At 37.4% G+C, this 26,267-nt stretch carries 23 protein-coding genes; 9 read left to right on the top strand and 14 right to left on the bottom strand.

All coding sequences use genetic code 11. The features are described from left to right. Nucleotides 1–261 precede the first annotated feature (261 nt). The 3 genes from AC106K_RS02435 to AC106K_RS02425 all read right to left on the bottom strand — a co-directional run bounded on the left by AC106K_RS02435 (nucleotide 262) and on the right by AC106K_RS02425 (nucleotide 2,758). On the bottom strand, nucleotides 262–909 hold the full coding sequence (locus AC106K_RS02435; protein ID WP_482443257.1) for a hypothetical protein: 648 nt from the start codon (nucleotides 907–909) through the stop codon (nucleotides 262–264). A 98-nt stretch (nucleotides 910–1,007) separates the two neighbouring features. Next, nucleotides 1,008–1,853 (bottom strand): ABC transporter permease, encoded by an 846-nt coding sequence (locus AC106K_RS02430; RefSeq protein ID WP_482443256.1) that lies wholly within the window; start codon nucleotides 1,851–1,853, stop codon nucleotides 1,008–1,010. A gap of 2 nt (nucleotides 1,854–1,855) precedes the next feature. Beyond that, nucleotides 1,856–2,758, bottom strand: a complete 903-nt coding sequence (locus AC106K_RS02425) for an ABC transporter ATP-binding protein (RefSeq protein ID WP_482443255.1) — start codon at nucleotides 2,756–2,758, stop codon at nucleotides 1,856–1,858. A gap of 116 nt (nucleotides 2,759–2,874) precedes the next feature. Between AC106K_RS02425 and AC106K_RS02420 the strand changes: the two genes are divergently transcribed. The 5 genes from AC106K_RS02420 to AC106K_RS02400 all read left to right on the top strand — a co-directional run bounded on the left by AC106K_RS02420 (nucleotide 2,875) and on the right by AC106K_RS02400 (nucleotide 8,110). Continuing rightward, nucleotides 2,875–4,224, top strand: coding sequence for an AAA family ATPase (locus tag AC106K_RS02420; RefSeq protein WP_482443254.1), 1,350 nt, complete (start codon nucleotides 2,875–2,877; stop codon nucleotides 4,222–4,224). Nucleotides 4,225–4,399: 175 nt separating this feature from the next. Further along, nucleotides 4,400–5,506, top strand: coding sequence for an NAD(P)/FAD-dependent oxidoreductase (locus tag AC106K_RS02415; RefSeq protein ID WP_482443253.1), 1,107 nt, complete (start codon nucleotides 4,400–4,402; stop codon nucleotides 5,504–5,506). A gap of 12 nt (nucleotides 5,507–5,518) precedes the next feature. Beyond that, complete coding sequence (locus AC106K_RS02410; RefSeq protein ID WP_482443252.1) at nucleotides 5,519–6,010, top strand: hypothetical protein; 492 nt, start codon at nucleotides 5,519–5,521, stop codon at nucleotides 6,008–6,010. A gap of 206 nt (nucleotides 6,011–6,216) precedes the next feature. Next, complete coding sequence (gene prfB, locus AC106K_RS02405; RefSeq protein ID WP_482443251.1) at nucleotides 6,217–7,329, top strand: peptide chain release factor 2; 1,113 nt, start codon at nucleotides 6,217–6,219, stop codon at nucleotides 7,327–7,329. An 85-nt stretch (nucleotides 7,330–7,414) separates the two neighbouring features. Next, complete coding sequence (locus tag AC106K_RS02400; protein WP_482443250.1) at nucleotides 7,415–8,110, top strand: DedA family protein; 696 nt, start codon at nucleotides 7,415–7,417, stop codon at nucleotides 8,108–8,110. 272 nt (nucleotides 8,111–8,382) lie between these two features. Here the strand turns inward: AC106K_RS02400 and AC106K_RS02395 are convergent, their stop codons facing one another. From AC106K_RS02395 to AC106K_RS02380, 4 genes are all read right to left on the bottom strand, one after another. Continuing rightward, the gene (locus AC106K_RS02395) at nucleotides 8,383–9,270 is read right to left on the bottom strand and encodes an alpha/beta hydrolase (protein ID WP_482443249.1); all 888 of its coding nucleotides are present in this window, start codon (nucleotides 9,268–9,270) and stop codon (nucleotides 8,383–8,385) included. 38 nt (nucleotides 9,271–9,308) lie between these two features. Beyond that, nucleotides 9,309–10,700 carry a serine hydrolase gene (locus AC106K_RS02390; RefSeq protein WP_482443248.1) on the bottom strand — a complete coding sequence of 464 codons (1,392 nt, stop codon included), beginning with the start codon at nucleotides 10,698–10,700 and terminating at the stop codon, nucleotides 9,309–9,311. A 151-nt stretch (nucleotides 10,701–10,851) separates the two neighbouring features. After that, nucleotides 10,852–11,676, bottom strand: a complete 825-nt coding sequence (locus AC106K_RS02385) for a hypothetical protein (RefSeq protein WP_482443247.1) — start codon at nucleotides 11,674–11,676, stop codon at nucleotides 10,852–10,854. Beyond that, nucleotides 11,673–12,623 carry a thrombospondin type 3 repeat-containing protein gene (locus AC106K_RS02380; protein ID WP_482443246.1) on the bottom strand — a complete coding sequence of 317 codons (951 nt, stop codon included), beginning with the start codon at nucleotides 12,621–12,623 and terminating at the stop codon, nucleotides 11,673–11,675. The genes AC106K_RS02385 and AC106K_RS02380 overlap by 4 nt, the downstream gene beginning before the upstream one ends. A gap of 222 nt (nucleotides 12,624–12,845) precedes the next feature. Between AC106K_RS02380 and AC106K_RS02375 the strand changes: the two genes are divergently transcribed. After that, nucleotides 12,846–13,730 (top strand): DUF808 family protein, encoded by an 885-nt coding sequence (locus AC106K_RS02375; RefSeq protein WP_482443245.1) that lies wholly within the window; start codon nucleotides 12,846–12,848, stop codon nucleotides 13,728–13,730. Nucleotides 13,731–13,964: 234 nt separating this feature from the next. Here the strand turns inward: AC106K_RS02375 and dnaJ are convergent, their stop codons facing one another. The 5 genes from dnaJ to proS form a co-directional block, all read right to left on the bottom strand. Beyond that, complete coding sequence (dnaJ, locus tag AC106K_RS02370) at nucleotides 13,965–15,083, bottom strand: molecular chaperone DnaJ (protein ID WP_047096921.1); 1,119 nt, start codon at nucleotides 15,081–15,083, stop codon at nucleotides 13,965–13,967. A gap of 101 nt (nucleotides 15,084–15,184) precedes the next feature. Beyond that, nucleotides 15,185–15,721: a nucleotide exchange factor GrpE gene (locus tag AC106K_RS02365; protein ID WP_047096920.1), complete on the bottom strand. Its 537-nt coding sequence runs from the start codon at nucleotides 15,719–15,721 to the stop codon at nucleotides 15,185–15,187. Between the two features lie 386 nt (nucleotides 15,722–16,107). Next, the gene (locus AC106K_RS02360; RefSeq protein WP_482443244.1) at nucleotides 16,108–17,442 is read right to left on the bottom strand and encodes an Nramp family divalent metal transporter; all 1,335 of its coding nucleotides are present in this window, start codon (nucleotides 17,440–17,442) and stop codon (nucleotides 16,108–16,110) included. Between the two features lie 113 nt (nucleotides 17,443–17,555). Continuing rightward, nucleotides 17,556–18,887, bottom strand: a complete 1,332-nt coding sequence (locus AC106K_RS02355; RefSeq protein WP_482443243.1) for a DUF937 domain-containing protein — start codon at nucleotides 18,885–18,887, stop codon at nucleotides 17,556–17,558. A gap of 116 nt (nucleotides 18,888–19,003) precedes the next feature. Continuing rightward, nucleotides 19,004–20,479: a proline--tRNA ligase gene (proS, locus tag AC106K_RS02350; protein ID WP_047096917.1), complete on the bottom strand. Its 1,476-nt coding sequence runs from the start codon at nucleotides 20,477–20,479 to the stop codon at nucleotides 19,004–19,006. Nucleotides 20,480–20,620: 141 nt separating this feature from the next. Here proS and AC106K_RS02345 point away from each other — a divergent pair, with 141 nt between their 5' ends. Both AC106K_RS02345 and AC106K_RS02340 read left to right on the top strand, forming a co-directional pair. Beyond that, entirely contained in the window at nucleotides 20,621–21,727 is a 1,107-nt protein-coding gene (locus AC106K_RS02345; protein ID WP_482443242.1) for a prolyl-tRNA synthetase, read from the top strand. 54 nt (nucleotides 21,728–21,781) lie between these two features. Continuing rightward, a complete protein-coding gene (locus AC106K_RS02340; RefSeq protein WP_482443241.1) occupies nucleotides 21,782–23,167 on the top strand; it encodes an OmpP1/FadL family transporter in 1,386 nt (461 codons plus the stop codon). Nucleotides 23,168–23,225: 58 nt separating this feature from the next. Here the strand turns inward: AC106K_RS02340 and AC106K_RS02335 are convergent, their stop codons facing one another. Then, nucleotides 23,226–23,948, bottom strand: coding sequence for a ZIP family metal transporter (locus AC106K_RS02335; RefSeq protein ID WP_482443240.1), 723 nt, complete (start codon nucleotides 23,946–23,948; stop codon nucleotides 23,226–23,228). Nucleotides 23,949–24,216: 268 nt separating this feature from the next. Next, entirely contained in the window at nucleotides 24,217–24,942 is a 726-nt protein-coding gene (locus AC106K_RS02330; protein ID WP_482443239.1) for a class I SAM-dependent DNA methyltransferase, read from the bottom strand. A gap of 136 nt (nucleotides 24,943–25,078) precedes the next feature. Here AC106K_RS02330 and AC106K_RS02325 point away from each other — a divergent pair, with 136 nt between their 5' ends. Next, nucleotides 25,079–26,245 (top strand): THUMP domain-containing class I SAM-dependent RNA methyltransferase, encoded by a 1,167-nt coding sequence (locus tag AC106K_RS02325; protein WP_047095425.1) that lies wholly within the window; start codon nucleotides 25,079–25,081, stop codon nucleotides 26,243–26,245. Nucleotides 26,246–26,267 lie beyond the last annotated feature (22 nt).

The following is a 26,267-nucleotide window of genomic DNA, read 5'->3' as shown; positions in this document are numbered from 1 at the left end:
GGGGGGGGGCTCACCGGATGTTACCCCCGCTTCTTTTTATAAGTTGTTTTTATGCTACAAATTCACGAATGAATTTTGGATACGTTTGTTATAAACGTATATTATATATGATTTTTGTATAAATCTATGGGTGATAAAAATAAGCAGTATTCAATTTTATCGAAGATAAAATCCTGGCGCCTTATATACTTATTACAAGGAAAATCCTAGCGCCTTTGCGCTTTCCAACAAACAAGATTCGTGCATTATCAAGTAAATTATTCAGGAAGAGAAAGCAGAATTGATTTGAAATCTTTCTTTAATGCTCAACATCGAGATATTTAAGAATAGTAAAAAAACAAAGATCATATAAAAAGATTGCTGTGGTAATTGAGCCAGCTGATATTCAAATTTTTGAAATCCTTTATAATAATGTTCTTCAGGGAAACCGCGAATAGTAACACATCTATACATAAGTGACGTATCAATATCTTTAAGAGTAGGATCTATAAAGCTATGGATTGCAAAAATATGTCCCGTTTTATCCAGGTCAATGTCATACTGATACTGCCGGGCTATTTCCATATCATTAATCACAGATACAAAATCACCATACGTATTATTTTGGTCTAAGATAAATTCAATACCTGTATGCTTTTCATTCCTTTTCTGTAGCTTTTGGAGCTCAGTAATATATAGTTCTGAATTCTGCTCAGCAGTACCGGGAGCTATTGTTATTTTTTTATAGTCCCAGCTTCTGTAAGGTTCAAACTTAATGGGACTCTTTATATCTTCTCTTACTTTTGCAGGAAGACCAATATCCATTACAGAGACATTGATTTCTTCGAACTTCTGATTTCCATAATACCAGAATAAAACCGGAATCATGATAGCACTGATTAATCCAGGGAAATAATATATTTTTTTCATTGTTATTGGTTTTCAAGAACGAATGAAAATTTTAAGCCAAAAAAAGTGGCCCGGAAACGAACCACTTTGAATGTATTTTTTTTATCAATTTATAAAGTCTACCAATCTCTTTTTCTCAGGATCCAATATGATCCGAAAATAAATAAAGCACACCAGATCAGACAGGCAACAAGGCTTTCTGTAGGGTAGTGGAACTCGTATTTCAGACCCATCAATTTCGCCATATTCAGACGCATCATCGGATTGGGAATAAGGTTAGACATACTTTCCAATGGTAAAAGGTGCGTAATAAAAAAGTCATTTTGAAGGATTTCATTCCTTTGTACTCCCTGCATCCCTTTTACTTTTGAGAAAACTTCAACTGCGGATAAAATTCCTTCTCCAATCCAGAAAACGAAAAGAGCGAGGAATACGAAAATCGATTTTCTCAGTAAAATGGATAAGAACATTAAAAAGCAGAAGAATGTAAATAGTTTTACGAAGTAATTTCCGATAAAGAAGATTTCTTCGAAAACCTTTGCAGACTCTGTAGTCTTCGAGTATTGGTATCCTAAAAATAAGGTAATAGCAAATACGATGAGGGTAGAGACAATAGTGAAAATGCTGATCGTCAGTAATTTTGACATGATAAACTCTTTTCTGCTCAGACCATCAATGGTATTTTGCTTAAACATCCTGTTGCTGAATTCCTGTGAAATGGAAAACACAATGATCAGTCCTAAAAAGATCTTCAGCAAAGCAACGATCCAGGTCGTAAAATTCCAGATTTCAGGGAAGTTATAGATCCCTTCTTCTTTTAAATTGACAGTTCCCCCGAAAAGATCAAAATCTACCAATCCAATGAAAAGCAATGCGATAAGAATAGCAAAGTAAAGGATTGTAAAGACTTTAAAGGGTCTGTAATTCAGATTTTTATAATATTCTAATTTTAATAATTTGATCATGACTAATGAGTGTTTTTTACAAGTTCAAGGAATTGAGATTCAAGAGACAGTTTCTTTTTGGTCAGGTGTGACAGGAAAATTCCTTTCTCAGCCAGCTTCTGATTCAGTGCCGAAGCTGATACCGATGCATCATCACGAAGTTGGGCTTTAATATAATCTCTGTCCTGATTGACAAAACTGAACCACGGAAGTTCATTTAAAGCATTTAAAAGTAGGGTGTTGTTGTCTGCCTTTAATTCAAAATACCCGTTGTTGGCAGTCATTTCATCCACTCTTCCACAATAGATGGAGTTTCCTTCTTTCAACACAATCACATGGCTGCAGATTTTTTCAATTTCATCCAGAAGGTGGCTGGCGATAATGATGGTGATCCCCTGTTTTGCAATATTGTTGATGATTTCCCTGATCTGGATAATTCCCTCGGGATCCAGTCCGTTTGTAGGCTCGTCCAGGATCAGTACTTCAGGATTGTTAAGCATGGCAGAAGCGATGGCAAGACGCTGCTTCATCCCCAAAGAAAAGGTTTTAAAGGTATCTTTTCTTCTTTCGTACAGATTAACAATTTTCAGAACTTCTTCAATCCTGGAGTAAGGTGCATTTTTGATTTCTGCAACGATTTTAAGGTTGGTCTCAGCACTTAAATAAGGATAAAAATTAGGCTGTTCTATAATAGCCCCGATTCTTTTTAATGTTTCAGAATCAGTTCCTTTTTGGCCAAACCAAAACCAATCTCCGCTCGTAGGATTGATGGTTGAAAGCAACATCCCGAAGGTAGTGGATTTTCCGCTCCCGTTGGGTCCCAATAGTCCGTATACATTTCCTTTTTCTACGTCAAAAGAAATATTGTTGACTACCACTCTCTTGAATTTTTTTGTCAGATTCTTTACTGATAAAATCTTTTCCATGTAATTTGTTTTACATAGTAGTAGTCTATGTAAATTAAGAAATGTTACAGAATTATCATAAATCAATTTAAATTTAATGGTAAATGCATTAAATTTGATATAATCAATGAAAAGTTATGAAGTTAATTGAACTCGCAGAAGAACTGAATGTTTCTGCAGAAGCAATCAAACAGTTTATACAGGATTTTGATCTTGAACTGGTAGACTGTATCAGTACCAATTTTGAAGTAAAAGAGGATTTTGAAAAATTTGCCCGCGAAAATGTAGATTTTTTAAGGCTCTATGAAAAAGACCTGGATAAAAATAAGACCCTGGAGCAGATCGCAGAAGTGATCAACCAGCCTAAAGATAAAGTTGAAAAAGCCATTAAAGACAGCGATCTTAATATTTTTGATAATGGGTTCTTCAAATCTTCCATTTCAAGTTACGGGATCGATAACAAACTGGGAGGGAACTACAAATTTGTCTATAACTATTTTGGGCATAAGACCAGCCTGCAGCAAAGAGACTTTATAGGATACAGAGATCTGTTTTTCTATACTTCCGCTGTATTAGAACCCTTTCTGAATCCTCAGCAGATCAAGGATTGGGGGATCAATAAGCCTGCAGGAATTATTCTTTACGGTCCTCCTGGAAGCGGGAAGATATTTTGGGCCAATAAGATCGCAGAGATCATCGGATACCAGTTTAAAGAAGTTAAAAAACATTATCTCGGAACTTCACTTATTGATGGAAATGAGATCAATTTCAGTGATTTCCTGCTCAAGATGATGAAAGAAAATAAAATGCTGCTTTTCCTTGATGATTTTGATGAAATTATGAGACAGAGAACGGCAGAAACAGATATTGCCTCCTGTAATCTTGAAGCTCAGGAACTTATTCTTCATTATATCGCTAAATTTGAAAAAGAAGGCGTATTAATGGTAGGCTCAGCCAATTCTGTTTCAGAAATTGACGAAGAGATTCTCGCTCCCGGAAGATTTGATGTGATGATCCCTATCTTTCCACCCAATGCAGCAGAACGTTCGGAAATTATTTTATATGCCATGACAAGAGGTCTTGAAGAAGATTCTTTGCTTTACAAAATCCTTAAAAATAATAAAGCCGACAAAGTTCCTTTCTGGCATGAAGTGGCTTCCAAAATGAAAGCTTTCAGCAATACGATGCTGATCGATTTTACACAAAGTTTGAAGAAACGGATCAAAAATCTTTACCAAAGAACCAGAAATGAAAAGCTGAAAATAGATCAGAAACTTTTGGATGGAGCATTAAGGGATGCTGCCGGAAAGCTGACTGAAGAATATCTTGATCAGGTTGCCAGATTCCTTGCAGACGTTATTATCAATAATCTCGATGAATTCAAATTCAGAATCCAGGCCCTGAGAAATGAGCTGGAAACCTATAAAGTAGTTGAAGAACCGAGACGTGCAATTGGTTTTCATCACAATGGGGAAAAGGAAGACTAAAGGGAATACGAGTTTCGGGAAGTGACATTACAATGGTTTCAAATTTAGAAATTGAAGCTCTACAAAGTATTTCCCGAATCCCAGTCCATTATCTTTTTGTCTATTATCACATCCTCTATCTTTGTCTTATGCTCACCATTATCACCAATTACTCATTACTAATTATCCATCACTCATGAACAGCATCTGGGAACTGGAAACCTTCTACAGAAAAAGAGATATTGTCATTATTGGTTCCGGATTTTCGGGACTCTGGGCAGCTATTGCGATTAAGGAAAAACATCCTGAAAAATCTGTTCTGATTATAGAGCGAAATGCTGTTCCGCTAGGTGCTTCCACAAGAAATGCCGGTTTTGCCTGCTTTGGAAGTCTCACGGAGGTGATTGCTGACGCTCAGAAAATGGGCTGGGAAAAGACGTTGGACCTTGTTACAATGAGATTTGAGGGACTTCAGAAGATCAGACGGTATTTTAAAAGTGATGAAATAGACTTTGAACTCAACGGAGGCTACGAAATTTTGAATAATGATGAACCCTTGATGCAGATCAAAGAAGTCAACGAAAAACTGAAACGCATCACAGGACTTGAAGAAACCTATACTTTAAAACAGCATAAAATAAAAGAATTCGGTCTGGGAAGATCTCCTTTTCTGATCGAAAATCCTTGTGAAGGAAGTCTGCATTCGGGAAAGTTGCTGCAGAAACTGCTGGAGAAATGTTATGAACTGAAAGTTGAGTTTTTATTGGGAACAGAAGTTAAAAATATTGATGAAACCCCTCATAAAGTTGAGGTTTATCTTTCAGAAACTACTTCTATAAAGGCGGATAAGGTGATATATTGCACCAATGCGTTCAGTTCAAAATTTCTGAAAAACGAAAATATTATTCCTGCCCGTGGACAGATTTTACTGACAGAATCTATAGAAGGGTTGAAACTTAACGGAACTTTTCATTATGATGAAGGATTTTATTACTTTAGAAATCTCGGAAATCGCGTGTTGCTGGGAGGAGGACGAAATCAGGATTTTAAAACTGAGGAAACAACAGCCTTTGAAACCACAGAATTTCTGCAGCGTCATCTTGAAGATTTTTTAAAAGAAATTATTTTACCGGATCATGATGTTAAAATTGCTTTACGCTGGTCAGGAATTATGGCAATGGGGGCAGAAAAAACGCCTATTGTAAAACAACTTTCCGAAAGACAGTTCTGCGCTGTAAGGCTTTCCGGAATGGGAGTGGCTCTAGCTCCCGTGATGGGCGAAAAAATAGCAGAACTTATATAATATTATGACACCATGAAATATCTACCTTTTGAACGTATTACTTACACAACAGACCAGACTGGCAAAGAAGTGATGGAAAAACTTAATGAATTTGTTGAACCTAAAAAATTTGGGTTTGGGAAGAAATATAGCAAAGAATATGAAGGGGCTGTGAATCCAGACAGTTTTGAGATCAGCCGGATCATCAATTACAGGAATTCTTTTCTTCCTCAGATAAACGGCACAATTCATCCATCCAACGCTGGAACTCAGATTGATGTTACCATGAGGCTGAACACATTTGTCATATTTTTTTTAATCGTTTGGTGCTCGTTTGCAATAATGTTTTTCATTGGCATATGTGCAATGAGTATAAGAGATCATAACGTATCAATCAATTCTTTTATACCCCTTTTGATGCTGCTATTTGTCTACATTCTGACCATGTTTGGTTTCAAAACAGAAAGTAAAAAGTCAAAAGAATATCTGAGGAAAAGTTTTGAAGCAAGAATTATAAATGGATAGTGATCTGTTAATCATTTTGCGACAGGTTCTTGTGAATAGAATTCAGAATGATAAAAAACTGTAAGTGACGTACAACTCGCTTTTATTTTCAGATTTAAATTTCAAATCCTAATTCCTTAAAAATACTTTCGGTATAGACCCTCAACTTTTAACTTTGAATTCTGCACTCTAAAAGAATTCCCTATTTTTGCAAAAAAGAAAAAATCGTGATCAACAACGACCAGATAAAAGAAGTTCAATCCAGGATTGAAGACTTACACAGATACCTTCAGATTGATAAAAAGAAGATAGAAATAGCCAACGATGATGAAAAAACAGCCGCTCCTGAATTTTGGGACAGTCCAAAAATAGCAGAGGCTTTTCTGAAGCAGCTTCGTTCCAAGAAAAAATGGGTAGAAAGCTATGATGAAATCAAGACCCAGTTTGAAGATATGCAGGTTCTGGCAGACTTTGCCAAAGAAGATCCTGATTCTGAAAAAGAGCTGGATGAAACTTTCCCGCAGTTGGTAGAAAAAATTGAAGACCTGGAATTTAAAAATATGCTTTCTAATGAAGGGGACGAATTGTCTGCTGTTCTTCAGATTACTGCCGGTGCCGGTGGTACAGAAAGCTGTGACTGGGCTTCTATGCTGATGAGAATGTACACCATGTGGGCAGAAAAGCAAGGGTACAAGATCCGCGAGCTGAACTTCCAGGAAGGAGATGTAGCCGGAGTGAAAACCGTTACCCTTGAAATAGAAGGTGAATTTGCCTTTGGATATTTAAGAGGTGAAAATGGAGTACACCGTCTGGTAAGAATTTCCCCTTTTGACAGTAATGCGAAACGCCATACAAGTTTTGTTTCCGTATATGTTTATCCTTTGGTAGACGATACTATTGAGATCAACATCAACCCTGCCGACATCTCTTTTGAAACCATGAGAGCTTCAGGAGCAGGAGGTCAGAACGTAAACAAGGTAGAAACGGCAGTACGTCTTCGCCACGCACCTACCGGAATTATCATTGAAAACTCAGAATCCCGTTCCCAGCTTCAGAATAAAGAGAAAGCCATGCAGCTCCTTCGTTCCAGACTATACGAAATGGAATTGGAAGAACGTATGAAGGCCAGAAACGAAATTGAAGCCAACAAAATGAAGATCGAGTGGGGAAGCCAGATCAGAAACTACGTGATGCACCCATACAAATTGGTAAAAGATGTACGCTCAGGTCATGAGACGTCAGATGTGGATGCGGTGATGAACGGAAATATCACTCCGTTTCTCAAAGCTTTCCTGATGGCCGATGGGACCGCAGTTTCCGATGATGACCTGGACCTGTAAAATATCACATGAATTTTAGTTAAAATCTTATAATTAATTTTTGTTTCAGATATTTTAGACCTATTTTTGTTGTTCATCGATATATATGGAAGATTTCAATAGCTGGAAGGATTTATTAAACCCGGAATTTTATATCAAAATGGGCGGGTTTTGGCTTATTTTGTTTATTGTGTTTGCTGAAACAGGTCTTTTTGTAGGATTTTTCCTACCCGGAGATTCATTACTGTTTGTTTCAGGAATTTATGCCGTTGAAATCATCAAAGAGACTTTTGGCTCCACAGGAAGCGATTTCCTGGATACGACGCTTTTAGCCTCTGGAGTAGCACTTGCCGCAATTGTAGGAAATGAAGTAGGATATTATTTTGGTAGAAAAGCGGGTCCGGCTTTGTATAAAAGACCAGATTCAATGCTTTTCAAGAAGAAATATCTTTATCAGGCTCATGACTTTTTTGAAAAACATGGTGCACTGGCCATTATCATGGCGAGATTCTTACCTGTAGTGAGAACCTTTACTCCAATTGTTGCAGGGATCGTAAAAATGGATAAAAAAGAATTTTTAAGAGATAATATTATCGGAGCTGTTCTTTGGTCTTTCATTCTGATCTTTGCCGGACACTATCTGGACAAATTATTTATGGAGCAGTTTGGGATCAACTTAAAAGAAAAACTGGAATATATTATTATTGTGATTGTTCTTATAACCACACTTCCGGTGATCTTTAAGTTTATGTTTGGGAAAAAAGAAGATTTTTCTAAATATGAGAATAAGGACTTTGAATAAGAATTTTAAACTCAAAATATAGAAAGCAGTCTCGTATGAGGCTGCTTTTTTTTGCCACGAATGCACGAATCTTATTTGTTGGAAAACGCAATGACGCTAAGGTTTTCCTTTCAGTATGTGGGTAAGGCGCCAGGGTTTTATATTCGATAAAATTGAATACTGCTTATTTTTATCACCCATAGATTTATCCAAAAATCATATATAATATACGCTTATAACAAACGCATCCAGAATTTATTAGTGCATTCGTGGCAAAAAAAACATAGACAATATCACAATTTCGAATCAAAATCATTCCTGATCCAATTCAGAATATTAGGATAAATAATACTGTCTCTTTTCTTTTTACTAAAAAATCTCGGTACATGACCTGTTCTTTCCATAAAAATGAATTTATGTGGAACATTCATATGAGTAAGAGCCGAATCCATCGCTATTCCCTGATGCTGATTGACCAGAAAATCATGGTTCCCCTGAAATAGTAGCGTAGGAACATTCGTGATATTGGCGATCGGGCTGGCTTCCTTAAAGGCTTCAGAAATACTTTTCCGGTTAAACTTGCTCCCTACTACCTTCTGGAAAGTAGGAGAGGTGTATTTGGAATAAAAAGAATTAAGGTATTCCGGGCTGTAAAAGTCAGTAGGACCGCTTAAAGAAATGATTTTTTTGATCTGATCAGAATGCTGGTATCCATAAAGCAGAGCAAGATGTCCGCCGGCACTTTCTCCCAGAATAATGTAATTGTCGGGTTGCAGTTCTGCTTTTTCTGATAGAGAATTGAATTTGTCAATGGCAGAGCCTATATCCTCCAATTGTTGTTTGTAAGTGATTTTTTTCCGTGTGGAGACCAGCCGGTAATTCATATTGATGCTGGGAATCTTATTTTTGAAAAGCATTTTCTGGATCTGGATCATATGTTCTTTTCTTCCCATAGTCCATGCTCCTCCATGTACAATTAACACAACGGGAGAATCTACGGCATAATCTTTTGGAAGAAAAATATCCATTTTCTGCCTTTTGTGTTCTCCATATTTCAGATTATAGATTTTCTGCTGGCCATCTGGCCCTACCCAAACCCTGAATCTCGTATTACAGGATTGCAGCAGAAAACTGATACATCCCATAACGAAAAAATGATACCTGAGAATGAGTTTTTTCATAGATTAAATTTACGGAAAAAATCGGTTTATTACAATGCTTAAAGCCGTTCTGCTGTTTTTGAGGAAAGTCCTTTTCTGATCATGATAACGTCTTTTTCTCCCTTTTTGAAAATGAAAGAAATTTCGGTGTCATCATCCTGTAAGAAAAATGTATCTTCTTTTTCAGCAAGCATTCTTAGTTTAGGATCATTATTGTTCTGAATATAAAGCTGACCGTTTTCGTAAAGAATATGGATGACATTATTATCTGAAAGTTCGTAATTCCCAACATATTTTTTGAGAGCCTCCGTACTCAAAGTTATTTCTTTCTTAGGTTGTGGAAGAGTGTAGGATTGCCCTAGAATAGCTGCTAAAATAGTGTTTCCTGCCTTCTCCAGTTTTTTACTCGTGATATTGTTGAGGAGAATAATGCAGAGATCATCATCTGGAAGCATGGCAAAATAACTTGTGGAACCCTCTATATTTCCGCCATGATTGATTAGTTTTTTTCCATACAGATCATCAATGAACCAGCCGTAGCCATAGCCGCTTAAATGGGGTGTAGTCGCTTTTTTAAATGCTTCTTTGGAGACAATTTTATAATCTCTCAGACCTTCGTAATACTTGTACAGGTCTTCAGCAGTACTGTAAATCTGCCCTGAAGGACCCGTAAATATAGGATTCCAAATTTCTGTTTTTTCCTGTTTTGTTTTTGAAATATAAGAATAAGGAACTGTCTTGTACGGACTCTTCAGTGCAAGGTAATCAAAGCCGGTATGGGTCATATCCAAAGGGCTTAAGATGATTTTTCTTACTGCATCTTCATAAGAAAGACCTGTTACTTTTTCAATGATCATGCCTAGTATGATATATCCGGAATTGGTATAGGAGAATTGAGTGCCGGGTTCAAAAGCCAGAGGTTCGTTTTTAAAAAAAGAGAGCTGTTCATTTTGGGTAATGATTTTTCCGGTGTGAAGCAGACGAAAGTACTCTTTATTTTGTAAGGCTTCATAAATTCCTGAGGTGTGGGTAAGAAGATGTTCGATGGTAATTTCATTTCCCCTCGGATAATCGGTAATGAACTTTGAGATGGGGTCTTTAACGGAAAGCTTTCCCTCTTCATTTAGTTTTACAATCACCAGGGCTGTGAAAGATTTGGTTAGAGAGGCAATCTGATAGACATTTTTGTTCTGATTGGGAATCTTTTTTTCTGCATCCTGCCAGCCGTAAGACTTTTCGAAAATGGTTTTATTCTGATAATGGATCAAAGCTGTTCCATTAAATTTATGAATAGCTTCATATGCTTTTATAATATGGTCTATTTCCTGGGTTTTCTTTTCCTGATGACTATTGCTGATATTCGTTTGACTCTGGGCTTTTACACGTAAACAAGGTGTTGTTAACATAAAAATCAAACATCCTAAGGCTAAAATATAAGATGGATACCGCATACTATCTGGTTTTAAAAAAACGGTTAAAATTAAGCAGACTTTTGTTTATATCAACAATTTAAATAAGAAATATCTGAGAAATATTTATCTTTTATTTTTCATACTTTCCAAATTGAAAAGATTTGGTTTTTTTTGATTTTTCGGATTGTTTTTATTCAAGAATAATATTCCTTGAACATTGAGGGTCTGCCCAATAAATGATGGTTGTAGAATAGCCGTTCTTACAGATACAATGATCAGGAGAACTGCTGTAGCTGGATTTCTTTAAGACGGGTTGCCCTTTTTTATCCAATTGATAGGATTCTTCAACGTTATACTCTTTGATTCTTTTTTCAAAGGTATTTTCTTCCCGGGCATAAGAATATTCCTCAAAGAGAATTCCATTTTTATAGACCTCAGAAAGTGCTGTGCCATCAAAAGAATCCCTGTAAAGATAAGTGTATTCGTCAAATTCATTTCCACGCTGATGAAAACGGTATATCAGCTGATCCTGTGAATTATAATAGTAGAATGAAGCTTCATACTCGGGATCGTCCTTATTTTCTTTGCTGAAAAGCTGGAGATATTTTTGGTTGGCATCAAGATCTATGACCTTTAGTTTCATATTATTTTCAGTTCCCTTGTATCGTATTTTTGACGGAACACCTTCATAAATGAAATAGAACTTTCTCTGATCACCAGATTTCTGCGAATAATGAATCTCGTTTAAGGAGTCATATTTTACATCTTCAGGGCAGCTGAAACTGATTTTACCTTTATATTTTTCAAGAGCTCTTTCGGATAACCCTTTTTGAAGATCACTGAACCTGCCATATATGGTAATTCCTCCTTCACTGCCGATTTTGGAAATAATCTTTTTGCTGTTCCCGTTACAGACAGTGGTAAGTGATTTTAAATAACATTGAAGATAATCGGGTTCTTTCTGGGCCCAAAATAATGCGGGAAATAATCCTAATAACAAAAATCTAGCTCTCATCGGTTATAATGATTATGGGTTTCCTGGCTCACAATATTCCAATGTCCATTGCTATATTCATAGGTGAAAGATTGAAAATCATTTCCTTTTACGAATTCAACGGTCGCTTGGTTTTTGCTTTCATATTCCGGAAAAAGTAGTCTTATTCTAAGGCTTTCAAATCGTTTAAATTCAGGTTTCTGCGTACTTCCCGGATAATAGTAAATTTCCTGATCCGAAGAAGATTGGCGAATGCCGGGAACTTTGGAAAAATTTTCCATAAAACTGTAATATCCGTCAGCTTCATAATTGTCCAGCAAAGTACGCACTATAGGATATTTCCCGAATTCTGCAGTCGGGAAGATATTTTTTTTCAGTTTGTTACCAATGTATTTAAAAGTTTCTTCGTTCCAGAAAAGCTGGTCCAGAAACAGATTTTTGTCATGCGATAGAGAAGACCTGGAAGCACAATCTTTAATATTGTCATTGATGAAGGTATTTACATGAATGCTTACAATGATGTTGTTTCCTGACAGAAGTTTTTTTGGAATCTTATTGAATATAATATTCCTTAATGCTGTAAACCTTTCCTTTTCCGCATTGTTTTTTGCTTTAAATTCTTCAAGGATTTTTTTCTCTTTCTTAAGGTATGCTTCACAGTCGGGCTCAGGGCAACCACTTTTAGTAGGAGCAGCATAAGTAGGGCATTTATCATCTTTATCGAAAACTCCGTCACCATCAGTATCCGGCCATGGGCAGCCATTATTCTCAGGAACTCCTTTTACATTGGGACAGGCATCATTTTTATCAATCACCCCATCGCCATCAGTGTCGGGCCAGGGACAGCCATCGTTTTCTACAGGTCCGTTTTCTTTTGGGCACTTATCAAGATAAAAAAGGATACCGTCTTTGTCTTCGTCAGAACCGCATATTTTTTTTGAGTAATCCTTTTTACATTTTTTAAACACTTGTTTATCCACTATCTCCTGAGATTGAAATATTGAAAAAGAGAATAATAAAAAAGTAAAATAGGTTTTCAAAGCTTAGTTTTTGGTTTTTGTATTTGATTTGAAAGATACAAAATCATTCTAAAATCTGATCTCAGAAATTATTGTTTTATAAACCGTTTGTAAATAGAATTAAATATTTATTTTTGCTGAACTTAACAAAGATTAAAAAATTATTAAAATATGGCATCAGGCTTTTTTGCAATTTTAGATGATATTGCAGCATTGATGGATGATGTAGCCGTTACAAGTAAAGTAGCTACACAAAAAACAGCAGGTATTTTGGGAGATGATCTGGCTGTAAATGCAGAAAAAGCCACAGGCTTTCTATCTTCCCGGGAAATTCCTGTTTTGTGGGCAATTACCAAAGGATCATTTATCAATAAACTGATTATTCTTCCTATCGTTTTTTTACTCAATTGGTTGTATGCTCCGGCTATTAACTATGTATTGATCCTTGGAGGATTCTATCTGGCTTTTGAAGGCGTTGAAAAAGTAATAGAATTTCTTTTTCACCGTGACAAAAAGGGTCATGAAGTTATAGAGGAAATTGAAGAAGAAGAAAAAAGTTCAGAAGAAATAGAAAAACAGAAAGTAAAATCAGCAATTACAACAGATTTTATTTTATCAATCGAGATTGTTATTATCGCTTTAGGAACCGTATTGGAAGAAAGCCATCCTTTCATTACACAGATTTTAGTAACGAGCTTAGTTGCATTTATCGCTACTGTTGGAGTTTATGGAATTGTAGCTTTGATCGTAAGAATGGATGATGCAGGATTTAAATTAATAAAGAAAAGTAACGATAAAGGTTTTTTCGGGAGGCTTGGACATCTATTAGTGAAGGCTTTACCTATTGTTATTAAAATATTAGGAGTCGTAGGAACAATTGCTCTAATAATGGTTGCCGGTGGAATTTTTCTGCATAGGATTGAATTTTTCCATGGTATACTTCCAACCTGGCCAGATGTTTTGAAAGAGCTTACACTTGGTGTGGTTGGTGGATTGGCAGCGGTTGCCGTATTTACTTTAGGAAAAGGAATCTATTCTTTAGCAACAAAAAAATAAAACAGAATTAGAATTAAATAACCAAAAAAACCTGTGCTCGATTGAGTACAGGTTTTTTTATGAACAGGTTCAAATATAATTTTGAAATATTAAAGTTTGAATCTTGAACTTTGAACAAAAAAAAGAGGCTGTCTCAAAAGTACCCCCTCTCTCGGACTCCTGTCTGACAAATTTTGTCATTTAGGAGATTCTCAGAGCATTAGTTTACCTTTTGAGACAGCCTCTTTTTCTATATTAATTGAATAAATCTTTCACTTTATCAAAAAAAGTTTTTTCCTTTCCGGACGGTTCTGCAACCATTTCGCCGCTGGACATCTGCTTTTCAAAGAAGTCTTTCTGATCTTTAGTAAGCTTTTGAGGGGTCCATACATTGATGTGGATGAACATGTCTCCTTTTCCATAGCTATCGATGCTTGGAAGACCTTTTCCGGCTAATCTTAAGATTTTTCCGGACTGCGTTCCAGGATCAACGGTGATTTTTACTTTTCCACCTACTGTTGGAATTTCTTTTTTAGTTCCTAAAGCTGCTTCAGCAAATGAAACATACAATTCCTGGTGAAGGTTGTCGCCTTCTCTTTTGATGGTTTGATCCACTTCCTCTTCAATGATCACCAATAGATCACCTGGAGTTCCTCCAAACGGAGCGTCATTTCCTTTTCCTCTTACATTAAGCTGAATTCCGTCTCTTGCTCCTGCCGGAATGTTGATGGTAATTTCTTCTTCATCTTTTACAAGACCCTGAGCGTTTGCCCCTGCAGGAATTTTATCAGCAACTTTTCCAATTCCCTGGCAAGTTCCACAGGTAGTCTGAGTCTGCATTTGACCAAACATCGTATTCATTACTTTAAGCTGAACACCGGAACCGTTACAGGTAGGACATGTTTTTGAAGTGGCACCTTCTGCCATCTTCATTTTTTTTACTTTAATGGTTTTGTGAGTTCCGTTTACCATTTCCTCAAGATTCAGCTTGATTCTGATTCTCAGATTAGAACCTTTTACCTGCTGACGGCCTCCGCCGCCACCGCCGAATCCTCCGAAACCGCCACCAAAAATATCTCCAAACTGGCTGAAAATATCTTCCATGTTCATACCGCCTCCGAAGCCGCCGCCTCCGAAACCACCGTTTCCGCCCATTCCGGCATGGCCGAACTGGTCGTATCTTGCACGTTTCTGATCGTCGCTCAATACTTCATAGGCTTCAGCTGCTTCTTTAAATTTTTCCTCAGCCTCCTTATCTCCCGGATTTTTATCAGGGTGAAATTTGATGGCCATTTTACGGTATGCTTTTTTTATTTCGTCGGCTGATGCAGATTTGCTGATCTCAAGAACCTCGTAATAATCTCTTTTTGACATGACAATTAAATAATTGATTGTTGATAAATGATAAAAGATATTTTAAAGTTTAATAAATGAAACGTCATCAATTATCACCCATCATTTATCATTTATGAATTTTAGTTTCCTGTTACTACTTTTGCAAAACGGATCACTTTATCATTCAAAGTATATCCTGTTTCAATAACGTCTACGATTTTTCCTTTTAATTCTTCTGATGGTGCAGGAATTTGAGTAATAGCCTCATGGAAATCTACATTGAAGCTGTCTCCAGCTTTTACTTCCATAGTCTGTAAGCCTTTTTCAGTAAGCTTGTTTTTGAATTTCTGATAGATTAATTCAACACCCTGAAGGTCTGCAGGATTTCCGTTTTTAGCGATTTCCTTTAATGCTCTTTCAAAGTCATCCAAAACACCCAGCATAGAAACCATCATATCCTGATTAGCGTATTGGAAGAATTCCATTTTTTCCTTAGAAGTTCTTTTTTTATAATTTTCGAACTCAGCATACAATCTGATGTAACGATCCTTTTCTTCTGCCAAAAGTTCCTCAGCAGAAGGAGTTGCTGTCACATTGTCCTGAGACGCTGTTTCGTTCTGAACGTTGTTATCTTCCTGATTATTGATGCTTTCTTCGTTAATATCCTGATTTTCCATAATTCAATATTTATTTACATGAATGATTCGCAAAGACTCTGCCAAAGGAAAAAACAGGACATTAAGGCAGAAAAATGATTGTAGATGTAGAAGGGGTAAAAGTGTATAGTTGTAAATATTTTATTTAAGAATAAAGAATAAAGAATAAAGAATAAAGAATAAAGAATAAAGAATAAAGAATAAAGAATAAAGAATAAAGAATAAAGAATAAAGAATAAAGAATAAAGAATAAAGAATAAAGAATAAAGAATAAAATACAGTAACTTAAAATGAACGACCACCATCATTCCCATCCTCTGGAGGGGTGGCAAAAATTCAAAGAATTTTTGACGGGGTGGTTCAATCTCTCAACCCACCCCAACTATCTTCAAACCCACAGTTAATTATTATGCTCCCGTAAACGTCTGATATAATAGATATAAGTTTAAAACAATGATAATAACTGAAATTACCCATACACATACTTTCAGGAAAGGCTTGTTTACAAATTCACCCATTTTCGCTTTGTCATTGGTAAACATCACCAATGGAACTACAGCAAAACTTAGTTGCATGGATAGAATAACCTGGCTTAAAACCAATAATTCGGTGGTGCCCTGCTCTCCATAAAGAATAGCTACAATCAATGCCGGAATTACGGCAATAAGTCTTGTAATCAGTCTTCGCAGCCATGGTTTTAATTTGATATTCAGAAATCCTTCCATGACGATCTGTCCCGCAAGAGTTCCGGTAAGAGTAGAATTTTGCCCGGAAGCCAGTAAGGCAATTGCAAAAGCGATACTTGCCATTGAAGCCCCCAGAATAGGAGTAAGCATTTTGTAGGCATCATGAATATCCGCCACATGCTCATTTCCTGTAGTATGGAAAGTGGCTGCTGCCAGAATAAGAATGGCCGCATTGATGAAGAAAGCCAGCATCAGAGAAACCGTACTGTCTAAAGTGGCAAACTTAATCGCCTCTTTTTTACCTTCTGTATCACGGGTATAGTCTCTGGTCTGAACAATACTGCTGTGAAGATAAAGGTTGTGTGGCATAACGGTAGCTCCCAGAATTCCGATGGCAATATAGAGCATTGCCGGATTCTGAATAATTTCCTTTTGAGGAACCAATCCGCCCAGAATTTCGTTGAATGCAGGTTTTGAGATCACTATTTCATAAACAAAACAGGCAAGAATGATAAAGATAAGTCCGCCAACAATACTTTCAATCCAGCGGAATCCTTTGGCCTGAAGTAAGAGAATGACAAGAACGTCTACAGTTGTAATGACGATTCCCCAGGTCAATGGAATGTGGAATAGGAGGTTTAAGGCGATCGCTGAACCAATCACTTCGGCGAGGTCGCAGGCAGCAATGGCTATTTCACAGAATACCCAGAGAATAAAATTGGTAGTAGGGCTAAAGTGATCTCTGCAGGCTTGTGCGAGATCTCTTTCTGCAACGACTCCCAGTTTAACAGACAAATGCTGTAATACCATCGCAAATATATTGGAGATCAGAATCACCGAAAGCAGGGTATACCCGAACTGTGCCCCTCCGGCAATATCGGTAGCCCAGTTTCCCGGATCCATATAACCTACGGCAATCATCAGCCCAGGACCTGCAAACGCAAGGTATTTCCTCCAAAAATTACCCTTTTTAGGAACTTTTATAGAAGAATAGACTTCCGATAAGGAATGAGATGTTTTATCTTTTCGCCAGGCGCTTTTTAAATTGAAACTCATAAATGTTAGAAATGACTAACAAATTTAATTAAATAAATGTAAACACAAAAATCATGACAAGAAAAAATCCCGGAAATCACTTTCCGGGACTCAATTTTTATTGATTCTAAAGATTATTTAGCAAATCTTACTGCCATTTTTCTGTCAGCAGCTCTTTCTGCATCAGACGCTTTTGCATCTACTTTAGCAAATTTACTTCCATATCCGTCAGCTTCCAGTACTTGAGCTCCAACGCCTGCTTTTGCTAAAGCTGCTTTGATATACTCAGCTCTCTCTTTGGATAGTTTTAAATTTTTAGCTTCGTCCCCTGTTTTGTCAGTGTATCCACCGATTTTTACTTTAGCATCAGGGAAAGCCTTAAGGATCGCTACCAGATTGTCCAGCTGACCTTGAGATCCAGCTTCTAATTCATTCGCTTTTCCTATTTTGAAATTCACATGGTCAAAATCATACCATTTGTCTTTCAATGCTGAATCATCAGCCGCATTTTTATAACCACCGGATTTCAGGAATGCAATCATCTGATCTTCCATACCTCCTTTGTAACCTTTTAACATTACCCCGTTCAGGTCAATGTTTTCATCTGTTTTAGCAGTTGCCGGAGCCGGAGTAGCAGTTGCTGTTCCACTTACAGCAGCTGTATCTGTACCCGAACCTGCTTTTGTAGAATCAGAGGTAGTGGTTGTAGTCGTAGTCTGTTTCTTCTCACATTGCTTCCATAGGAAATATCCTGCGGCAATGACTAACAAAAGCGGAAGCAACCATTTCCAAATGGAGCCTCCGCCTTGATTATTGTTGTTATTTTCAAATTGCTCTCTTATTTCTCTTGCTCCTTCCGAAACGTTTTCTCTTGCCGTAGCCACACCTTCAGCGATGTTGTCTTTAGCAGTAGACGTTAATGATGAAACAGTTTCCTTAGCCTGACCAAACCAGTTTTCAGCGCCCAGTCCGAAGGAAGCCAAAGAAAGACCTGCCGGCAATAAGGAAGAGATAATGCCTTTCTGATCATTCAGTAAGCTGGAAATCCCTGAAGCACCCAAGTTATTGTCTGCTGCATATTTTCCCACAGTGCCTACTGTAGCCCCGGTAACCAGATTTAACAGAGAACCTGCAGAGTTGTTGCTGATTCCTGAAAAACTGGCAATGGAATTTACAAGTCCGCCTATTTTATCTCCAAAAAGTGAAGACAATAAAGTGGTAATGATGGGATTACTGGATGATCCTCCTAATAAATTCCCTAATATTCCACTGGATGAGGCTTTCGTAATAGCATCCACAACACCAGGATTGTCTGCGTTATTGGCTAATCCACCTACTACAGCAGGTAATAAACCACCAATTGCTTTAGAAATACCGGATTCGCTTTCTCCAAACTGCGATGCAGCCTGTGAAACCAAAGCGGGACCTAATTGCCCTTTAATTAAATCAATGACATTTAAAGACATAATAAATTTTTTTGGATTAATGTTGATATAAATTTAAACAAAAATCTGTCCAAATGTCACTTTATTTTGAATATTTCTCTAAAAATTAAAGATTTTTTTTAAAATCGTTAAAATTATTAATACGCTTTTGCGAATAATACACGTCTCTTAGATGGTTTTCCGGAGATCAGAGAAACTCCCTCTTCTACATCATCATCCAAAGGAATACATCTGATGGTAGCTTTAGTTTCGTCTTTGATCTGTTCTTCCTCTTCAGCAGTACCATCCCAATGAGCATAGATGAAACCTCCTTTCTCTTCTAAAACTGTTTTGAACTCTTCATAAGTATCTACTTTGGTAATATTCTCTTTTCTGAAGTTCAGAGCTTTGTTGAAAATGTCCTGTTGGATCGTTTTCAATAATTCTTCGATATAAGTATCTATTCCTTCGATAGAACGAACTTCTTTGGTAAGGTTGTCTCTTCTCGCAATTTCCACAGAATTGTTTTCAAGATCTCTAGGTCCCATGGCAATTCTTACCGGCACCCCTTTCAATTCGTATTCTGCGAATTTCCAACCCGGTTTGTTTTGAGTATCGTTATCGAATTTTACAGAAATACCTTTAGCTCTCAGTTTAGCCTGAATATCCAAAGCCACTTCGCTGATCTGTGCCAATTGCTCTTCTCCTTTGAAGATCGGAACAATCACGACCTGAATAGGAGCCAGAGTAGGAGGCAGTACCAATCCGAAATCATCAGAGTGCGTCATAATCAATGCTCCCATCAAACGGGTAGAGGTTCCCCATGAAGTAGCCCATGCATGTTCTATTTTACCTTCTTTGTTGGTGAATTTTACGTCAAATGCTTTTGCGAAATTCTGACCCAGGAAGTGTGAAGTTCCTGCCTGAAGAGCTTTTCCGTCCTGCATCAATGCTTCAATACAATAAGTTTCGTCAGCTCCTGCAAATCTTTCAGAAGGTGTTTTTAATCCCTGAATTACAGGTATTGCCATAAAGTTTTCTGCAAAATCTGCATATACTTTATTCATTTTTTCAGCCTCTTCTACTGCTTCTTCTTTTGTAGCATGAGCAGTATGCCCTTCCTGCCACAAGAATTCTGCCGTTCTAAGGAACAGACGGGTTCTCATTTCCCAACGTACAACATTTGCCCATTGGTTGATCAGGATAGGCAGATCTCTGTAAGACTGGATCCAGTTTTTATAAGTATTCCAGATAATTGCTTCAGAAGTAGGACGAACAATCAGTTCTTCTTCCAGTTTTGCATCCGGATCCACAATCAGTTTCGATGGGTTGTTCGGATCAGTTTTCAGTCTGTAGTGAGTAACTACAGCACATTCTTTAGCAAAGCCTTCCGCATTTTTCTCCTCTGCCTCAAACAAGCTTTTGGGCACAAAAAGCGGGAAGTATGCGTTCACGTGACCTGTTTCCTTGAATTTTTTATCCATTTCATCACGCATTTTTTCCCAGATTGCATAGCCATATGGTTTGATTACCATACATCCGCGCACACCTGAATTTTCAGCTAAGTCAGCTTTTACAACAAGCTCATTATACCATTTGCTGTAATCTTCGCTTCTTGAGGTTAATTTTGCCATTATCTTTTAAAATTTTTTTAACTTTTGTACATTATTGTTATCTAAAAATAAAAATCTATTTTTGATAGATTTTTTAACCAGTATAGTACATTTTTGGTACAGATTGCAAATATAATTTAAATTAAAAATTTTTACGTTATCATGAAAAGAAATATACATAAAAATTTGCTTGGGCTGCTAAAATCCAAAGGGGTATTGGCAATCTCAGGTGGATTGTTGCTTGTGTCTTGTGGTGCTCAGATGGGAGGGTATAGCGAGACAGACGGGGTATATTATGACCCTAATAAGGATACGCTACCTGAAGGAGTTATCATTAATGATAGCGGAAACAGAGTAGGGGAGTATTATGACTACTATCAGGATTCCAATGTGATTCAGAATGCAGAAGCGAATTCCCGAGAACAGCAAAACAGATATAACGAATGGAGCGGAACGAATACGAACTGGAGTTCTAATGCTACAGATTCCGATTGGGGAATGTATGCAGGTTCGCAAACCAACTATTATGACAATTCATGGGGTTGGGGATCTCCTTGGGGCTGGTACGGTGGCTATAACCCATATTGGGGCTGGAACCGTGGCTGGGGCTGGGGTGGAAGCCTTTCCTGGGGTTGGGGTGGTTCATTCGGATGGGGCTGGGGAGGCTCTTTCGGATGGGGTAGTCCATACTGGGGATATTCTCCATATTGGGGATATGATCCGTTCTGGGGTGGTTACTATGGAAACCCATATTGGGGATATGGCGGACACTGGGGTGGTAGCTATTACGCACCTATATACAGAAGAAGTGGAGCGAGCGGCAGAGGTTTCGTAAACCCTGGGGTAGCGAATGCTGTCTATAGAACGAATACAGCTAATTCAGGATTTAGAAACGGAAATAATACCGGAGGTTTCAGAAATACTAATAATACCGGAGGCTTCAGAGATGGTAATTCAAATGGAGGTTTCAGACAAGGTAACTCTGGTGGTTTCAGACAGCAGGGTGACTCCGGAGGCTTCAGAAACGGTAATTCCGGAGGCTTCAGAAATACACAGTCTAACGGAGGTTTCCGTAATTCTGTTCCTCAGTCAAGACCGGATTATCAACAATCACAGCCAAGATATAACAATGGCGGATTCAGATCCAACGATTCAGGAGGCTTCAGATCAAGTGGCGGATTTAATTCCGGTGGCGGCTTCAGAGGTGGTTCTTCCGGTGGTGGAGGCGGCTTCAGATCCGGTGGCGGAGGCAGAGGTGGCTTCAGATAATTTATCAAACTAATAAACTATTAAAAAATAATGTTAAAAAAATCTTTAGTAATAATGAGTATTTCTGCTGCATTCTATGCGCAGGCTCAGGATGTTTCTGTCATCAGAAATACTGTGGAGGTTTACTCAACTACTCCTATGGTGGGATCAGCTAAATTTAATGCGATGGCTGGATCAAATGGTGCATTGGGAGGAGATGCAAACTCTTTGCTGACGAACCCGGCTGGTTTGGGAGTAGCTATTTCAGGAGAGGTTTCAGGAACTTTATCGATCTTAGGAAATAAAAACAGCAGCTCTTTGAATGGCTCTACATTAGATTATAGTAAGACAAGAGGTGATCTTGGAAACGCAGGGGGAATCATTGCATTTCCACTGAGAGCTGAATCAGCATGGAAGTTTATCAATATAGGGATTAATTTTTCTAACCAGTCTCTTGATAATATAATTCAGTCTCCTGGTAACAGTAATATCGTCTATTATAATGACGTTAATGATCCTACTACTGGAAGATCATATGCAGGACACAACTATGAAAGATATGGTAATGTGTCTAAAATGAGCTTTGGGGTAGGGGCTAACTATAACCACAATCTTTATATAGGGGCAGGATTAAACTTTTTCAATGCATCTGTGGATCAGTATGACCGATTGTTTTACCGACCACTTCAGACCAACACCATGGAAGAGTACAGAAAGCAGGACACTCCTTTCTATGAAAGATCTTCAGGTTTTTCAGCTTCATTAGGGGTGATCGGAAAACTGAGTCCTAATTTCAGACTTGGAGCTTCTTTGGAGACTCCTACATTCTGGAACATCGACAGAACCTATGACTTCTATAATGATCCTGTGTACGGAGATGACAGAGGTGCTGAAAGCCGAAAGTTTACTTCACCGCTTAAAGCAACGGTAAGTGCTGCGTTTGTAGCAAGCAAAAATTTCTCATTGAACGTAGACTATACATTGGGACTTACAAAACCTGATTACAAAGTATACGGATCTGCAGAAAGAGAGCTGAATGATTTCTTTAAGGAAAATTATAAGAATCTTTCTGAAGTAAGAGTAGGAGCTGAGTACAGAGTACAACAGTTGAGATTGAGAGGTGGATACGCTTATCAGTCAAGTCCGTTTGATGCGCTTACCATCAGCAGATTCAATGATGCAGGTAATGTTGGTGACCAATCTTACAGCAACCTGATGCTGAGTGACAGAAATACCCTTTCATTCGGTATTGGTTATGATTTCAAATCATTCTATGTAGATGCTTCTTATCAGAACATTACATCGAAATACAGCAATCCTTTTATGAGAGGTTATATGGGAGACAATTTTGACTCTTCCTATTACTCTGCAAAGAATATTTTCGAAAGTGATTCTTATGCGGTAAGTGATGTTAAAAATACCAGAAATAACTTCTTCCTTACAATAGGATGGAAATTCTAACATTCAGTAAGAATATATAAATTAAAAGCTCCGAAATTTCTCGGAGCTTTTTTATTTTTTAATGTGAATGAGCAGCGGGATGCTGGTGGAAAAGATGCATCACCAATGCCAGAGATACTCCTAAAACAACCAGACCGATTTTCACCCAGTCAATATTGTGGTTTTTATTGCTTTCAAAAATGATCACCGATGAGATATGCAGGAAAATTCCTCCTACTATGGCCAGAAAATAAGGCTGAAGGTTAGGATCGAAATAATTCCCCAGAAGCATTCCCATTGGAGACGCCAGTGCAAAAAGCGCTACGATCAGAATAGAAGGATATGATGAACTTTTTGAGTCTTTTTTTCCGTTAAATAAAAATGCACCCAGAATAAAGGAGATCGGAAGATTGTGAAATAGAATCCCCAAGAGATAAGGAGATAATTCATGTTCTTCATTAGCCAAAGGAATTCCTTCAATAAAGGCATGGATAAAGAGTCCAACCATTAAAGCAATTGGTAGAATGTTGTGATCACCATGATGATGAAAATGGCCATGTTCAAAGCCTTTGGTAAGGGCCTCCAGGATCATTTGCAGAAGAACCCCTGCAATGACAAATATTCCCAGACTGCTCCCTGCTTCAGAAGTATATACCTGAGGGAAAACTTCATTTAAGCAGATCGTGATTAAAAATCCGGCACTCAATACCAGAAGGTTTTTGGCCAGTTTTTCTTTTTTACCAAAGTACTTTCCAAGTAAAACTCCGGTAATGACGCTCAATATAAGTAAGGTAAAAGTCATATTACATAAAAAGAGGTAAGAAACAAAATAAAATAATAATTAGATTTACACCTATTATGATGAGATGAAATGTATAAATTGTTTTTTTTGCAGTTTTTTTCTTTAAAAAAATTAAAAGTATTCCTATAATTACAAGTAAACTGGAAATAATAAATGGAGGAGGAGGGGTATGGCTATCAAAATATCCGAATTTAATTCCTGAATAAATTGAAATCACAGTTCCTAATGAAAGTATGATATTAGTAACCACCCTCGAGCCAATTTAAAATTATTTTTTCCTAAATAAATTGATGCAACGTGGGGCATTTTCCTTATTGAATTCATTGAGCTGGTAATCTCCCCATATTTTTATTCTTTCAAAACCACAGTCTGAAGCATAAGCATGAATAGCTTCCAGGGTATGAAGTTTCACTTTTTCAAAGAAATGATAAGATTTGCCGTCAGCTTCAAAACGAATGTCCTTGATCACATGTCTGCCCTCGATTTTTTTCAGAATTTTAAAATCTATATCACCACGGGTAATGACAGTTTCCGGAACTAATGTATTTCTTACATATTCCTCATTCAGATAATCCAGCACAAAATATCCACCAGGCTTCAGTACATCGTAAACGGACTGAAAGACTTTTTTGTCATCATTCTCGTTATCGAAATACCCGAAACTTGTAAATAAATTGAAAACAGCGTCCATAGGATCTGCATCAATCGGATTTCTCATATCATGCACTTCAAAGAGCAGCGTTTGGTTTTCATATTGTTTGTCGGACTCGATGCTTTGTCTTGAAAGATCCAATCCGAGAACATCGTAGCCTAATTTATTGAGAAAAACAGAGTGTCTTCCTTTCCCACAGGCCAGATCAATAATCCTGGATTGAGGCGGGAGCTGAAGATCCGCTGTAAGCTTTGTGATGAAGTTTTCAGCTTCAGTATAGTCTCTGTTGCTATAGAGCAAATGATAATAAGGGGTATCAAACCAAGATTCAAACCATTCCATAATGCAAAAATAACTAAATTTGTGCGGTAAAAGGAAAAGTATTTTAGATATTGATTCATTGAAAAATTCAATAGATTAAAAGTTTATACTGGTAATCTCTTAATTTCTAAATCTTTAAATCTTTTAACTCAAAAATATGGACATAGAAAATCTACAGATACAGATCAAGACATTCTTCGGATTGGAACAGATCCTGGCGGAAGAAATCAAAAAATTAGGCGGAAGAAAGGTTGAAATTAAAAACAGGGCCGTAAACTGTGAAGGAGATCTTGGATTTCTTTACAAAATCAATTATTCGGCAAGAACGGCATTGAAAATTTTGGTGCCTATTCATCAGTTTAAGGCCTTTAACCAGCATCAGTTCTATGACAGGCTGTTCAAATTTGAATGGGATGAATTCATGGATGTGGATCAGTCTTTTTCTATTGATGCGACGGTAAACTCTGAAACATTCAAGCATTCTCAGTTTGTGACTTTAAAAATGAAGGATGCCATCGTTGATTATTTCCAGGAAAAATTCAAAAGACGTCCGAATGTTGAAACGAGAAATCCGGATATTAAATTCCATCTTCATATTGACAGGGAACTGGTGATGATCTCTATGGATTCTTCAGGAGATCCGCTATTCAAAAGAGGGTACAGAAGAGAGCAGGGTGAAGCGCCTATCAATGAAGTTCTGGCAAGCGGAATGCTTCAGCTGGCAGGCTGGGACGGAAAAGGGAATTTTCTTGACCCCATGTGTGGTTCAGGGACTTTATTGATTGAAGCGGCTATGATTGCTATGGATCTTCCGGCTCAGATCTTCAGAAAGAGATTCGGATTCCAGAACTGGAAAAACTATGATGCGGACCTGTTTTCGAAAATCAAAGAATTCAGAATCAACAGAGTGCGACAGTTTGACGGAAAGATTGTAGGGTATGACATTGATGCAAGAATGCTGAATGCGGCAAGAATGAATGTAGAGGCTGCTGAAATGGAAGATGTGATAGAAATCAAAAAACAGAATTTCTTTGACTCTAAAAAAGAACTTTTCCCGCTATTAATGGTATTCAATCCACCATATGACGAGAGAATTTCTATCAATGATGATGATTTCTACAAGAAAATAGGAGATACCTTTAAAACAAGTTATCCGAATACATTGGCATGGCTGATCTCTTCTGATCTTGAAGCGGTGAAAAAGATCGGATTACGTCCTTCAAGAAAAATCAAACTTTTCAATGGAAAACTGGAAACAAGATTTTTACAATACGAAATGTATGAAGGAACGAAAAAAATACATAAGATAGAAGGGAATAAATAAAAGCTATTACCGTTTAGAATAA

The sequence above is a fragment of the Chryseobacterium sp. FR048 genome, assembly GCF_056844665.1.
This window is presented reverse-complemented; position numbering and strand designations above follow the sequence as displayed.